General features: G+C 65.5%; 15 protein-coding genes and 1 riboswitch. Of the genes, 4 read left to right on the top strand and 11 right to left on the bottom strand.

Annotated elements, in window-relative coordinates; all coding sequences use genetic code 11:
- Positions 1-162: 162 nt before the first annotated feature.
- On the bottom strand, positions 163-1,368 hold the full coding sequence (locus CAY82_RS24155) for an RtcB family protein (RefSeq protein WP_087503363.1): 1,206 nt from the start codon (positions 1,366-1,368) through the stop codon (positions 163-165).
- Between the two features lie 91 nt (positions 1,369-1,459).
- Positions 1,460-1,601: riboswitch (FMN riboswitch) on the top strand.
- A gap of 80 nt (positions 1,602-1,681) precedes the next feature.
- Here CAY82_RS24155 and ribB point away from each other — a divergent pair.
- The 4 genes from ribB (at position 1,682) to dxs (ending at position 5,750) form a co-directional block, all read left to right on the top strand.
- Complete coding sequence (gene ribB / locus CAY82_RS24150) at positions 1,682-2,332, top strand: 3,4-dihydroxy-2-butanone-4-phosphate synthase (RefSeq protein WP_087503362.1); 651 nt, start codon at positions 1,682-1,684, stop codon at positions 2,330-2,332.
- Between the two features lie 207 nt (positions 2,333-2,539).
- A complete protein-coding gene (locus CAY82_RS24145; RefSeq protein WP_003255380.1) occupies positions 2,540-2,782 on the top strand; it encodes an exodeoxyribonuclease VII small subunit in 243 nt (80 codons plus the stop codon).
- The gene (ispA, locus tag CAY82_RS24140; protein ID WP_087503361.1) at positions 2,779-3,666 is read left to right on the top strand and encodes a (2E,6E)-farnesyl diphosphate synthase; all 888 of its coding nucleotides are present in this window, start codon (positions 2,779-2,781) and stop codon (positions 3,664-3,666) included. Before CAY82_RS24145 ends, ispA begins: the two co-directional genes overlap by 4 nt.
- A 188-nt stretch (positions 3,667-3,854) precedes the next feature.
- Positions 3,855-5,750, top strand: a complete 1,896-nt coding sequence (gene dxs, locus CAY82_RS24135) for a 1-deoxy-D-xylulose-5-phosphate synthase (protein WP_087503360.1) — start codon at positions 3,855-3,857, stop codon at positions 5,748-5,750.
- Between the two features lie 132 nt (positions 5,751-5,882).
- On the opposite strand, the gene CAY82_RS24130 is transcribed toward dxs, so the two are convergent.
- From CAY82_RS24130 to ribD, 10 genes are all read right to left on the bottom strand, one after another.
- Entirely contained in the window at positions 5,883-6,695 is an 813-nt protein-coding gene (locus CAY82_RS24130; RefSeq protein WP_087503359.1) for a cobalamin-binding protein, read from the bottom strand.
- The gene (locus tag CAY82_RS24125) at positions 6,695-7,114 is read right to left on the bottom strand and encodes an MFS transporter (protein ID WP_087503358.1); all 420 of its coding nucleotides are present in this window, start codon (positions 7,112-7,114) and stop codon (positions 6,695-6,697) included. The genes CAY82_RS24130 and CAY82_RS24125 overlap by 1 nt, the downstream gene beginning before the upstream one ends.
- Positions 7,111-7,728 carry a GTP cyclohydrolase II gene (ribA, locus tag CAY82_RS24120; RefSeq protein WP_003260612.1) on the bottom strand — a complete coding sequence of 206 codons (618 nt, stop codon included), beginning with the start codon at positions 7,726-7,728 and terminating at the stop codon, positions 7,111-7,113. Before ribA ends, CAY82_RS24125 begins: the two co-directional genes overlap by 4 nt.
- Positions 7,729-7,955: 227 nt before the next feature.
- Positions 7,956-8,459: a phosphatidylglycerophosphatase A gene (locus CAY82_RS24115; protein WP_004376077.1), complete on the bottom strand. Its 504-nt coding sequence runs from the start codon at positions 8,457-8,459 to the stop codon at positions 7,956-7,958.
- Positions 8,456-9,424: a thiamine-phosphate kinase gene (gene thiL / locus CAY82_RS24110; protein ID WP_087503357.1), complete on the bottom strand. Its 969-nt coding sequence runs from the start codon at positions 9,422-9,424 to the stop codon at positions 8,456-8,458. The genes CAY82_RS24115 and thiL overlap by 4 nt, the downstream gene beginning before the upstream one ends.
- A gap of 18 nt (positions 9,425-9,442) precedes the next feature.
- On the bottom strand, positions 9,443-9,943 hold the full coding sequence (gene nusB, locus CAY82_RS24105; RefSeq protein ID WP_013970674.1) for a transcription antitermination factor NusB: 501 nt from the start codon (positions 9,941-9,943) through the stop codon (positions 9,443-9,445).
- A complete protein-coding gene (gene ribE / locus CAY82_RS24100; protein WP_003255395.1) occupies positions 9,940-10,416 on the bottom strand; it encodes a 6,7-dimethyl-8-ribityllumazine synthase in 477 nt (158 codons plus the stop codon). Before ribE ends, nusB begins: the two co-directional genes overlap by 4 nt.
- Before the next feature lie 92 nt (positions 10,417-10,508).
- Positions 10,509-11,600 (bottom strand): bifunctional 3,4-dihydroxy-2-butanone-4-phosphate synthase/GTP cyclohydrolase II, encoded by a 1,092-nt coding sequence (gene ribBA, locus CAY82_RS24095; RefSeq protein WP_087503356.1) that lies wholly within the window; start codon positions 11,598-11,600, stop codon positions 10,509-10,511.
- Between the two features lie 18 nt (positions 11,601-11,618).
- A complete protein-coding gene (locus tag CAY82_RS24090; RefSeq protein ID WP_003255399.1) occupies positions 11,619-12,284 on the bottom strand; it encodes a riboflavin synthase in 666 nt (221 codons plus the stop codon).
- A gap of 40 nt (positions 12,285-12,324) precedes the next feature.
- A complete protein-coding gene (gene ribD / locus CAY82_RS24085; protein WP_087503355.1) occupies positions 12,325-13,455 on the bottom strand; it encodes a bifunctional diaminohydroxyphosphoribosylaminopyrimidine deaminase/5-amino-6-(5-phosphoribosylamino)uracil reductase RibD in 1,131 nt (376 codons plus the stop codon).

Genomic DNA, 13,455 nt, shown 5'->3' with positions numbered 1-13,455 from the left:
TGCATTCTTTATCGGCGCTTTGGTGGAAGGGGTGGGGCGATGTCTCCCACGGTCTGTACTGCTGTGAACAGTCAGAATCGGGCATTTAGTCCCACCCCCCCTTCAAGTCTAACCATACAAGCGGGTTTACCCGCGAAGGGGCCAGCACAGGCAGCACACCCGTCAGCCCTTCACACACACCACCTGCCGCAAGGTGTGCACCACCTCCACCAGCTCCTGCTGCGCGCGCATCACCGCATCGATGTCCTTGTAGGCCATGGGGATCTCGTCGATCACCTCCTTGTCCTTGCGGCATTCCACATGTGCCGTGGCCCGCCGCTGGTCCTCCACGGTGAAGCGACTCTTGGCCTTGGTCCGGCTCATGAGCCGGCCGGCACCATGGCTGCAGGAACAGAAAGATTCCTCGTTGCCCAGCCCCCGTACGATGAAGCTCTTGGCCCCCATGGAACCTGGAATGATGCCCAACTGCCCCTTCTGCGCCGACACCGCGCCCTTGCGCGTCACCAGCACCTCTCGGCCAAAATGCTGCTCGCGCTGCACATAGTTGTGGTGGCAGTTCACCGCTTCCAGGCTGGCCTCGAACGGTTTGCCCAGCGCCTTGCGCGCCGCACCAACCACCGCCAGCATCATCAGCTCGCGGTTCTGCCTGGCGTAGTCCTGCGCCCATTCCACCGCTTCGACGTAGTCGGCGAAATGGCGGCTGCCTTCCTCGAAATACGCCAGGTCCTTGTCCGGCAGGTTGGCCAGGTGCTGGCGCATGTCGTCCTGGGCCAGTTCGATGAACAGGTTGCCAATGGCATTGCCCACGCCCCGGGAGCCGCTGTGCAGCATGAACCAGACGCGATCGGCCTCGTCCAGGCACACCTCGATGAAGTGGTTGCCGCCGCCCAGCGTCCCCAGGTGATGGCGGTTATTGGTCTTCTCCAGCCGCGGGTACTTGTCGGTGATGACCTTGAAGCGCCCGGCCAGCTGCCCCCAGGCCTTGTCCGCCTTGGCTGGCACATCGGCCCAGGCGCCCTGGTCACGTTTGCCGAAGGTCTTGCCATGCGGCACGGCGTGCTCGATGGCATTGCGCAGGCCATGCAGGTTGTCGGGCAGGTCGCGGGCGTGCAGCGACGTGCGCGCGGCGATCATGCCGCAGCCGATGTCCACACCCACCGCGGCGGGGATGATCGCACCAACGGTGGGGATGACGCTGCCGATGGTCGAGCCCTTGCCCAGGTGCACATCCGGCATCACCGCCAGGTGCTTGAAGATGAACGGCATCCTGGCCGTGTTGAGCAGTTGCTTGCGGGCGTCGTCTTCGACCGGTACGCCGTCGGTCCACAACTTGACCGGCTTGCCGCCGGCGACCTGGAGAATGTCCATGGGGCTGTTCCTCGAATGCATACCGGCATGATACCGCCAAAGGTCGTAGGGCCGCGGGTTGCCAGTGGGGTGGCAATGTGCTGTATGCTTGGCCGGTCTTCAGGGCGGGGTGAAAGTCCCCACCGGCGGTAAATCGAAAGATGAGCCCGCGAGCGCCCCGGCCATGCCGGGGGTCAGCAGATCTGGTGCAACTCCAGAGCCGACGGTCATAGTCCGGATGAAAGAAGGCGTCAGGCAGGGGCCATCCGGGCGCCCCTGCGCGCGCATTTTGTTCGCCCCGAGACGTTCATCGATCATTCACGAGGAGCGTTTCATGTCCACCATGCACCACCCGCAATTCCCCAATGTCAACGCCGCCATCGCCGCCTTCCAGGCCGGGCGCCCTGTGCTGCTGCTCGACGACGACGACCGCGAGGACGAAGCGGACATCATCGCCGCCGCCGAGAACATCTCGCTGCAGACCATGGCCATGATGATTCGCGATTGCAGCGGCATCGTCTGCCTGTGCCTGGACGAGGCCACCGTCGACGAACTGCAACTGGCCCCCATGGTGCAGAACAACCAGGCGCGCCATGGCACCGGCTTCACCGTCACCATCGAGGCGGCGGAAGGCATCACTACCGGGGTGTCCGCCCAGGACCGCATCACCACCATTGGCGCGGCACTGCGCTCCACTGCGGATCAGCGCCATATCGTCAGCCCGGGGCATGTGTTCCCGCTACGCGCACGCAATGGCGGGGTGCTGACCCGCCGCGGGCACACCGAAGGTTCGGTGGACCTGGCGCGCCTGGCCGGGTTGCGCCCGGCGGCAGTGCTGTGCGAACTGATGAACCCCGATGGCACGATGGCCCGTGGCGAGCAGGTGGCGGTGTATGCGCGGCAATACAATCTGCCGGTGCTGACCATCGAGGAACTGGCGCGGTACCGTGAGGCCATGCTGGAGCGGGAAGCCGAGCCAGCCTGACCCACCGCACGGGGCCGCTTTGCGGCCCATTCGCGGGTAAACCCGCTCCCACAGGGACCGCGCAGACTCGGAACCGGTGCAGTACCTGTGGGAGCGGGTTTACCCGCGAAGAGGCCGGCAAGTCCAACCTCAGGCTGCCGGAAGTTTGCTCCCCCCGCCCCGCTCTGCTAGTGTCGCGCCGTTCTGAATGCCACCGAGACAGTCGCCATGGCCCGCAAAAAAGCCTCCCTCGATTTCGAGCAATCCCTCGCAGACCTGCAAGCACTGGTCGAGCGCCTGGAGAACGGCGAGTTGTCGCTGGAAGAGTCGCTGGCCGCCTTCGAGCAAGGCATCGCTCTGACCCGTGATTGCCAGGGCGCCCTGGCTCAGGCCGAACAGAAGGTGCAGATCCTGCTGGAGCGCGATGGCGAACTGGCTGCCCAGCCCTTCGACGCGGAGCCGGAAGCATGATCGGCACCTACCAGGCCAGCTGCCAGGCGCGAGTCGACGCAGCCCTCGAACCATTGTTCGTCGCCCCGACCAAGGAACTCGAACGCCTTTACGCCGCCATGCGCTACAGCGTGATGAACGGTGGCAAACGCGTCCGCCCGCTACTGGCCTACGCGGCCTGCGAAGCCTTGGGTGCCCCGGCCGAACAGGCCAATGGCGCGGCCTGTGCGGTGGAACTGATCCACGCCTACTCGCTGGTGCATGACGACCTGCCAGCCATGGACGACGACGACCTGCGCCGCGGCCAGCCGACCACCCATAAAGCCTTCGACGAAGCCTGCGCGATCCTAGCCGGCGACGGTTTGCAGAGCCTGGCCTTCAGCGCCCTGCTCGACCCGCGCCTGAGCCCGCAGGCCGACAGCATTCGCCTGGCCATGGTCCAGGCCCTGGCCAAGGCTGCCGGCCCGGCAGGCATGGTCGGTGGCCAGGCCATCGACCTGGGCTCGGTGGGCCTGAAGCTGGACCAGCAGGCACTGGAGTTCATGCACCGACACAAGACCGGTGCGCTGATCGAAGCCAGCGTGCGTCTCGGCGCTCTGGCAAGCGCCCGCGCCGAACAGGCACAACTGGATGCCCTGCAGACCTATGCGCAGGCCATTGGCCTGGCGTTCCAGGTGCAGGACGACATCCTCGACGTGGAGAGCGACACCGCCACCCTGGGCAAACGCCAAGGGGCTGATATCGCCCGTGACAAACCAACCTACCCGGCGCTGCTGGGACTGGACGCGGCCAAGGCCTATGCGATCGAATTGCGTGACCAGGCGCTGGTCGCACTACAAGGGTTCGGCGATAACGCCGAACCGCTTCGAGCGTTGGCGCGTTACATCGTCGAACGCCGCAACTGATTTGATTGGGGCCGCTGTGCGGCCCTTCGCGGGCAAGCCCGCTCCTACAGGACAGCGCTACACATGTGGGAGCGGGTTTCCCCGCGAAGGGCTGCATAGCAGCCCCATGCGACATCCGTCTGAATGGGCAGTATTTCCTACAATGGGGTAAACTGCCGCGTCTTCACACACCTATAACGACTCGCCTGATGCCCACGACGTTTCAAGAGATCCCCCGCGAACGCCCGGTCACGCCGTTGCTCGACCGCGCTGACACGCCTGCCGGCCTGCGCCGGCTGGCCGAAGCCGACCTGGAGACCCTGGCCGACGAGTTGCGCCAGGAGCTTCTCTACACCGTGGGGCAGACAGGTGGGCACTTTGGTGCCGGCCTGGGCGTCATTGAGCTGACCATCGCCCTGCACTACGTCTTCGATACCCCGGACGACCGGTTGGTGTGGGACGTGGGCCACCAGGCCTACCCGCACAAGATTCTCACCGGGCGCCGTAACCGCATGCTCAGCCTGCGCCAGAAGGACGGCATCGCGGCCTTCCCGCGCCGTAGCGAGAGCGAATACGACACCTTCGGCGTCGGCCACTCCAGCACCTCGATAAGCGCCGCACTGGGCATGGCCATTGCCGCCCGTCTGCAGAACAGCGCACGCAAGTCGATCGCGGTGATCGGTGACGGCGCGCTGACGGCCGGCATGGCCTTCGAGGCGTTGAACCACGCCCAGGAAGTCAACGCCGACATGCTGGTGATCCTTAACGACAATGACATGTCGATTTCGCGCAATGTCGGCGGCCTGTCCAACTACCTGGCCAAGATCCTTTCCAGCCGTACCTACGCGAGCATGCGCGAAGGCAGCAAGAAGGTCCTGTCACGCCTGCCGGGCGCCTGGGAAATCGCCCGCCGCACCGAAGAATACGCCAAAGGCATGCTGGTGCCGGGCACGCTGTTCGAAGAACTGGGCTGGAACTACATCGGCCCGATTGACGGCCACGACCTGCCGACCATGATCGCCACCCTGCGCAACATGCGTGACCTCAAGGGCCCGCAGTTCCTGCACGTGGTGACCAAGAAGGGCAAGGGCTTCGCCCCGGCCGAGATCGACCCGATCGGCTACCACGCCATCACCAAGCTGGAGCCGGTCGACAAACCCGCCGCCCCGAAGAAAGCCAGCGGCCCGAAATACTCTTCGGTGTTCGGCCAATGGCTGTGCGACATGGCCGCCGCCGACAACCGCCTGGTGGGCATTACCCCGGCGATGAAGGAAGGCTCCGACCTGGTCGCTTTCAGCGAGCGCTACCCGGAGCGTTACTTCGACGTGGCGATCGCCGAGCAGCATGCCGTGACCCTGGCGGCCGGCATGGCCTGCGAGGGCAGCAAGCCGGTGGTGGCGATCTACTCCACCTTCCTGCAGCGCGCCTACGACCAGCTGATCCACGACGTGGCAGTCCAGAACCTCGACGTGCTGTTCGCCATTGACCGCGCCGGCCTGGTTGGCGAAGACGGCCCGACCCACGCGGGCAGCTACGACCTGTCGTACCTGCGCTGCATCCCGGGCATGCTGGTAATGACCCCAAGCGACGAGAACGAGCTGCGCAAGATGCTCAGCACCGGCCACCTGTACAACGGCCCGGCGGCTGTGCGCTACCCGCGTGGCACCGGCCCGAACGCGCCGATCAGTGGTGATCTGGAACCGCTGGAAATCGGCAAGGGTGTGGTCCGTCGCCAGGGCGAGAAAGTCGCCCTGCTGGTGTTCGGCGTGCAACTGGCCGAGGCCATGCAGGTGGCTGAGCAGATCAACGCTACCGTGGTCGACATGCGCTTCGTCAAGCCGCTGGACGAGGCGCTGGTGCTGGAGCTGGCTGCAAGCCATGAGCTGCTGGTGACCATCGAAGAGAACGCCATCATGGGCGGTGCGGGTGCGGCTGTTGGTGAGTTCCTGGCCAGCCAGGCGATCGTGAAACCGCTGCTGCACCTGGGGTTGCCGGACATCTATGTCGAGCACGCCAAACCTGCGCAGATGCTGGCTGAGTGTGGGCTGGATGCGGCCGGGATCGAGGCGTCGGTGAAGGCTCGGATGGCCAGGCTCGGGTTGTAATCCCTGGGGCCGCTTTGCGGCCCTTTCGCGACACAAGGCCGCTCCCACAAAGGTCGTGCAAACACCAAGCCTTGTGCAGTCCCTGTAGGAGCGGCCTTGCGTCGCGATCGAGGGCGCAGCCCTCGCAAAAGCTCACTTGGACGCCGGCGCGTTAGCCTCGAGCAGCGCGCACAAGCGCGCCGTAGCTTCGATCATCTGCCCGCTAGGCCGCTCCAGGCCTTTGTCGGGCACCACCAGTAGACCATCATCGGCAACCGCACGCAGTTGCGGCCAAGCCTTCCAGCTCGCCAGCTGCGCTTCATCACCCGCCAGAATGACCTGCGGGTTGCGCAGCAGCACAGATTCCACATTTACCTGCGGCGCTGGCTGGGTGAGATCAGCGAAGACATTACGCGCCCCGCACACGGCCAGGGCATCGCTGACCACCTGCCGGCCACCGAGCGTATACAGCGGTCGGTCCCAGACCTGATAGAACACCTGCAACGGCTCGTCCCGTCGATACTGCTGGCGCAACTGCCGCAATCGGTCACGCAGGGCCTGGGCATACCGATGGCCTTGTTCGGCACGGCCGATACGCTCGGCGATGGCTTCGATCTGCTTGATCAGTTGGTCGAGATCATGGGGTTCGGCGCTGAACGTGGGGATGCCAAGGCGCTTGAGCTGGTCGCGTTGGGCCGGCGGCACACTGCCAGGCCATAGCAGCAACAGGTCTGGGCGCAGGCTGACCAGGCGCTCCAGGTCCAGTTGCCCCTGGTGCCCCACCGAGGGCAGCTCGCGCAACGCTGCCGGCCGTTCGCCACCGTCGAGCACACCTACCAGCAGATCGTCGGCCTGCAGTTCGAGCATGATCTCGCTCATCGACGGGGCCAGGCTGACAACCCGCAGGGGTTCACCGGCCAGTGCGGAGCAGGCGAACAGCGCCAGCAGGCCGGGCAGCAGGCGCATCAGCCGAGCTGACGTGGAATGCGGTAGAGGTACAGTACAACCACGGTGGACAATGCCAGCAGGATCTGTGGCACCACCTCAAGGCCGACCAGCACCGACAGGCCGGCGACCCAGGCGGGGAAGCAGGCATACAGCATGGCCAGGCGCCGTACCCGCGCCAGCTCGATCCAGGCGGCGGGCTCTTCGCCAGTGCCAAGCACCTTGGAGGTAGCGATGAGGGCGCGTTTGTAGGCACCGAAACGCGGCAGGCTGAGGAACATGGTCGCCGCGCCAGCAATGAACAGTGGCATGGCCAGCACCGAGGCCAGCGCATCACCACCACCGAAGGCCCAGGCCATCACTGGCAGCGGCACCAGGCCCGCCGCCAGGTACTGCCACCAGGCCAGCGCCAGGCGCCGCTTGACCTCGGCACGGGTCACGCCTGGGGCACCTCGCCCTGGTGCTCGTTACCCAGCATGTGGCCCAGCTTGCCGGCCTTGGTGGCCAGGTAGTAGCGGTTGTGCGGGTTGTGCCCGGTGTGCAGCGGCACGCGCTCGGCGACGACGATGTTCATGTCGGTCAGGGCTTTGACCTTGCGCGGGTTGTTGGTCATCAGGCGCAGTGACTTCACCCCCAGGTGTTCCAGCATCGGCAGGCACATGGCGTAGTCGCGCTGGTCGGCGGCGAAGCCCAGGCGCTCGTTGGCCTCGACGGTATCGGCGCCGCCATCCTGCAGCTCGTAGGCGCGAATCTTGTTCAGCAGGCCGATGCCACGGCCTTCCTGGCGCAGGTACAGCAACACGCCACGGCCTTCACGGGCAATGGCCTGCAGCGCCGCTTCCAGCTGCGAGCCGCAGTCGCAGCGCTGGCTGAACAGGGCATCGCCGGTCAGGCACTCGGAGTGCAGGCGCCCCAGCACCGGCTGGCCGTCCGCGATGTCACCCAGGCTGAGCACCACGTGCTCACGGCCAGTGGCTTCGTCGAGAAAGCCATGCATGGTGAAGGTCGCGAAGGGAGTCGGGAGTTTAGAGGCGGCAACAAAGACGACGGGCACGTTGTGCTCCTGGCATAAGTAGGAAATTTCTCGTGGGCCGATTGTATCAGCAGGTTGGGGGCTGTGGGCTGGCTGAATACCGAGGGTTAAGATCGAAAAGTTCGATGCTTAGCAGCGACTATCGCCCGGTCCCGCACTGAAGGGATATGGCTGCTGCCGTCCACTGGGCAAGGCTCACCAGCATTGCCAGCGGCATCGTCCTCAAGGCCATTCACGCGCCCCCTGTATCAGGCAACCGCCCAAACCAGAACCTGCATGCCCAGCCAGGCAAAGACGCCGGCCAGGATATCGTCGAGCATGATCCCGACGCCCCCATGCACATGACGGTCGACCCAGCGGATCGGCCACGGCTTGAGGATGTCGAAGAAGCGGAACATCAGGAACCCCGCCAGCAGCCACTGCCAGCCTTCCGGCACCAGCCAGAGGGTTATCCACATGCCGACGATCTCGTCCCAGACAATGCCTTCATGGTCGTGGACGCGCAAGTCATTGGCGACCTTGCCGCAGAGCCAGAAGCCGAACAGCATGCTCACGCCCAGCAACAGCCAGTAACCCCAGTCGGGCAGCATCTGCCACAGCGGGATGAATGGTATGGCCACCAGCGAGCCCCAGGTACCCGGTGCCTTGGGCAAGGTGCCGGAGCCGAAACCGAAGGCGATGAAGTGCCACGGGTTGCGCCAGACCGAAGGCGGAACGAACTCCGCAGGCACCTGGTTGGGGTGATCGGTCACGGTGTCTCCCTAAAATGTTGATAGCCGCGTTGCCGCGGGGTGATGTCCTGGCCCTGCCGGTCGCGCAGGCTGACGCCCTGCCCTTCGAGCACCCGCCCGATGACATGGAACGCCGCCAGGCCTGGTGCCTGCAGGGATGAAAGCTCGGCTGGCGGCAAGGTGAACGCCAGCACATAGTCGTCGCCACCAGTAAGCGCCGCGTGTACGGCTGCCTCGGCACCGAGGAAGCCCTGCAGGGCGGATGACACCGGTACCTGCTCCAGGTTCACCTCAAGCGCCACGCGGGAGGCCTTGGCGATATGCCCGCAGTCGGCCAGCAGGCCATCGGAAACATCCAGCGCAGAGGTGGCACGCCCGCGCAGCAGTTGGCCCAGAGCGAACTGCGGCGACGGCGACCAGTAATGATCGAGCAACGGTTGCGCCAGCGCGGTAGCGGCCTGCCGCTGGCCCAGCACCAGCGGCAAGGCCCCTGCCGCGTTACCCAGCTCACCACCCACGCACAGCAGGTCGCCCGGGCGAGCGCCGTCTCGGCGCAACGCCTGCCCCGTCGGAACCCGACCGAACACGGTCATGGTGATGCTCAGGGGGCCACGGGTGGTGTCGCCACCGATCAGACGCAACTGGCAGTGGCCGGCCATGCGGTTCAGGCCACTGGCGTAGGCTTGCAGCCACTCGGTGCTGACCTCGGGCAAGGTCAGGGCAAGGGTGAAACCGATGGGGGTGGCGCCCATCGCCGCCAGGTCGCTGGCCGCCACGGCCAGTGAACGCTGCCCGAGCAACCACGGATCGCACACAGCCGGAAAATGCACTCCGGCGACCAGGGTGTCAGTCGACACCGCCAGTTGCTCGCCGGCGGGAAGGCTCAGCAGGGCGCAGTCGTCGCCGATGCCCAGGGCCACGCCTTCACCGCCTTGCGCACAGGGCGCGGCGGCGAAGTAATGGCTGATCAGCTCGAACTCACCCATGGTCCGCAAGCGCCAGGGTCAGCGCTTGTTCGCCTTGACTTCTGCTTCACGCAGGTTCGGGGCCAGCTTGTCCAGCACGCCGTTGACGAACTTGTGGCCGTCGGTGGCACCGAAGACCTTGGCCAGCTCGACACCTTCGTTGATCACCACGCGGTACGGTACGTCGACACGCTTGATGAACTCCCAGGTGGACAGACGCAGCACGGCCAGCTCGACCGGGTCGAGTTCTTCCAGTGCCAGGTCCAGGCATGGCTTGAGGGCGCTGTCGATTTCGCTCTTGATCGCCGGGACCCCATGCAGGATCTCGCGGAAATAAGCGCCGTCGACATCGGAGAAATCGTTATCGACCCGGAACTGCGCTTCGATCTCGTTCAGCGAATGCTGCGCCATGTGCCACTGGTACAGCGCCTGGGTCGCGAGCTTGCGGGCTTCGCGCCGCTTGGCACTCTTCGAGGGCTTGCCGGCATCCGCAGGTTTTGGATCGCGCGGGTTGAAACGATCGCTTTCGTCGCTAATCACTTGGCCTCCAACTGCGCCAGCAGGCTGACCATTTCCAGAGCGGACAGGGCAGCTTCAGCACCTTTGTTGCCGGCCTTGGTGCCGGAACGCTCGATAGCCTGTTCGATGGAGTCGACGGTCAGCACGCCGAAGGCCACCGGGACACCGAACTCCATGGACACCTGGGCCAGGCCCTTGGTGCATTCGCCCGCCACGTATTCGAAGTGCGGGGTACCGCCACGGATCACGGCGCCCAGGGCGATGATCGCGTCGTAGGCGCCTTGCTGGGCGACCTTCTGTGCCACCAGCGGGATTTCGAATGCACCCGGGGCACGGATGATGGTGATGTCGCTTTCGCTGACACCGTGGCGTACCAGGGCGTCAACGGCACCGCTTACCAGGCTTTCAACGACGAAGCTGTTGAAGCGGCCAACCACCAAAGCATAGCGACCTTTGGGGGCGATGAAGGTACCTTCGATGGTCTTCAGGGTCATTCCGATATTCTCATCTTCAATAGCGAGGCCGCATGCTGGCGGCCTCGGCAGGGGTATCGACTCGAGCTGAAGGGCGTCACTGCCGCCTCAAGTCACTCGGAGGGCACGTATTCTACAACTTCCAGATCGAATCCGGATATCGCGTTGAACTTCATCGGCGAACTCATCAGGCGCATCTTGCGCACACCGAGGTCACGCAGTATCTGCGAGCCGGCACCCACGGTGCTGTAGGTAGTCGGCGCCTTGACTGGTGCATCGCCGGCGCTTTCGCGGATGTGCGCCAGCAGCACGTCGCCGTCCAGCGGGTGCCCCAGCAGCAATACCACGCCGCTGCCGGCCTCGGCCACGGCGGCCATGGCAGCGCGCAGGCTCCAGCGGCCCGGTTGCTTGACCAGCAGCAGGTCGCGCAGCGGGTCCATGTTATGCACGCGCACCAAGGTTGGCTCTTCGGCGCAGATCTTGCCCAGGGTCAGGGCCATGTGCACGTCGCCTTCCACCGCATCGCGATACGTGACCAGGTTGAACTCGCCCAGCTCGCTTTCGATCGGTTGCTCGGAGACGCGCTGCACGGTGCGCTCGTGGATCATGCGGTAGTGGATCAGGTCGGCAATGGTGCCGATCTTCAGGCCGTGCTCGGCGGCGAACACTTCCAGCTCGGCACGGCGCGACATGGTGCCGTCGTCGTTCATCACTTCGCAGATCACGCCGCTCGGCTCGAAACCGGCCATGCGCGCCAGGTCGCAGGCGGCTTCGGTGTGGCCGGCACGGGCCAGTGTACCACCAGGCTGGGCCATCAGCGGGAAGATGTGGCCAGGGCTGACGATGTCTTCGGCCTTGGCGTCCTTGGCGGCGGCCGCCTGCACGGTGCGCGCGCGGTCAGCGGCGGAGATGCCGGTGGTGACACCTTCGGCGGCTTCGATCGACACGGTGAACTTGGTGCCGAAGCCCGAGCCGTTGCGCGGCGCCATCAACGGCAGCTTCAGCGTTTCGCAACGCTCGCGGGTCATCGGCATGCAGATCAGGCCACGCGCGTGCTTGGCCATGAAGTTGATGTGCTCGGGCAGGCAGCACTCGGCTGCCATGATGATGTCGCCTTCGTTTTCGCGGTCTTCGTCATCCATGAGGATGACCATTTTGCCCTGGCGGATGTCTTCGACCAGTTCTTCGATGCTGTTGAGCGCCACGCGGCACCCCCTTCTCAATCAGGATTTCAAGAAGCCGTTGGCGGCCAGGAAGCTTTCGGTAATGCCACTGCCCTTGCTCGGTTCGGCGGCCTTGTCACCCAGCAGCAAGCGCTCCAGGTAACGGGCCAGCAGGTCGACCTCAAGGTTCACCCGACGCCCTGCGCGGTAGTCGGCCATGATGGTTTCGGACAGGGTGTGCGGGACAATGGTGAGCTCGAACTCGGCACCATTGACCTCGTTGACCGTCAGGCTGGTGCCGTCGACGGTGATCGAACCCTTGTGGGCGATGTACTTGGCCAGTTCCTTCGGTGCACGCACGCGGAACTGGATGGCGCGGGCGTTATCGCTGCGCGAGATGATTTCGCCGACCCCGTCGACGTGGCCACTGACCAGGTGCCCGCCCAGCCGGGTGGTGGGGGTCAGGGCTTTTTCCAGGTTGACCTTGCTGCCGCTCTTGAGGTCGATGAAGGCGGTGCGCTTCAGGGTTTCGACGCTGACGTCGGCCCAGAAGCCGTCACCCGGCAGTTCGACGGCGGTCAGGCACACGCCGTTGACGGCGATGCTGTCGCCGAGCTTGACGTCACCCAGGTCGAGCTTGCCGGTTTCGACGTAGACGCGCACGTCGCCACCCTTGGGGGTCAGGCTGCGGATGGTGCCGATGGATTCGATGATGCCGGTGAACATGGGGTCTTCCTCAAACGGTTTGCGCGGGGCAAGCCTGGCATTATACGCCGGGCGCCGGCAGGGGGATGGCCGTGACCCGCCAGTCATCGCCCACTGCGCGCATTTCGGTAATTTTCAGCCGCGGTGCTTCGCTCATCTTGTCCAGTGGCCAGTCCAGCAGCGGGCGGGCCTGGGAGCCGAGGAAGGTGCCGGCGACGAACAACTGGTACTCGTCGATCAGGCCTTGCCGGGCAAAGGCGCCGACCAGGCCGGCACCGGCTTCCAGCAGGATTTCGTTGACGCCACGGGCCGCCAGGGCCTTCAGCAGCGCCGGCAGGTCTACCTGGCCATTGTCACTCGGCAGGGCAAGGAGTTCGTGGCCGGCAGCGGCATAGCGCGGGTCATCTGCGACAGCGGTCACCACCAGAGCGGGGCCGACCTGGAAGAACGGTGCATCCAGCGGCAGGCGAAGGCGGCCATCGACCAGCACGCGCAGTGGTGTGCGGCTGAGTGCCAGGGCAGTGGTCTCGGCATCCAGGCCCAGCTCGGTGCCGCGCACGGTCATCCGCGCGTTATCGACCAACACGCTGGCGGCGCTGGTCAGCACCACACTGGAACGGGCGCGCAGGCGCTGCACCGCCGAGCGGGCGGCCGGGCCGGTGATCCACTGGCTTTCGCCACTGGCCATGGCGGTGCGGCCATCCAGGCTCATGGCCAGCTTGGCGCGAACGAACGGCAGGCCATGTTCCATGCGTTTGAGGAAACCGGGGTTGAGTGCACGGGCCTCGGCCTCGAGCACGCCGCTGGCCACTTCGATACCGGCCTCGGCCAGACGCCGCAGGCCCTGCCCCGCCACTTGCGGGTTGGGGTCCTGCATGGCGGCCACCACCCGCACCACGCCAGCCTTGACCAGTGCTTCGGCGCACGGCGGCGTGCGGCCATGGTGGCTGCACGGCTCGAGGGTGACATAGGCACAGGCGCCACGGGCACGCTCACCGGCCTGGCGCAGGGCATGCACTTCGGCATGCGGCTCGCCGGCGCGCACATGCCAGCCTTCGCCCACCACCTCGCCATCGCGCACGATCACGCAGCCTACGCGCGGGTTCGGGTGGGTGGTGTACAGGCCCTTGCGCGCCAACTCCAGCGCGCGGGCCATGTAGTGGGCGTCGAGGATGGCAGCTTGGCTGGGCAT

The organism is Pseudomonas sp. SID14000 (assembly GCF_002165135.1).
Classification (GTDB): domain Bacteria; phylum Pseudomonadota; class Gammaproteobacteria; order Pseudomonadales; family Pseudomonadaceae; genus Aquipseudomonas.
This window is presented reverse-complemented; position numbering and strand designations above follow the sequence as displayed.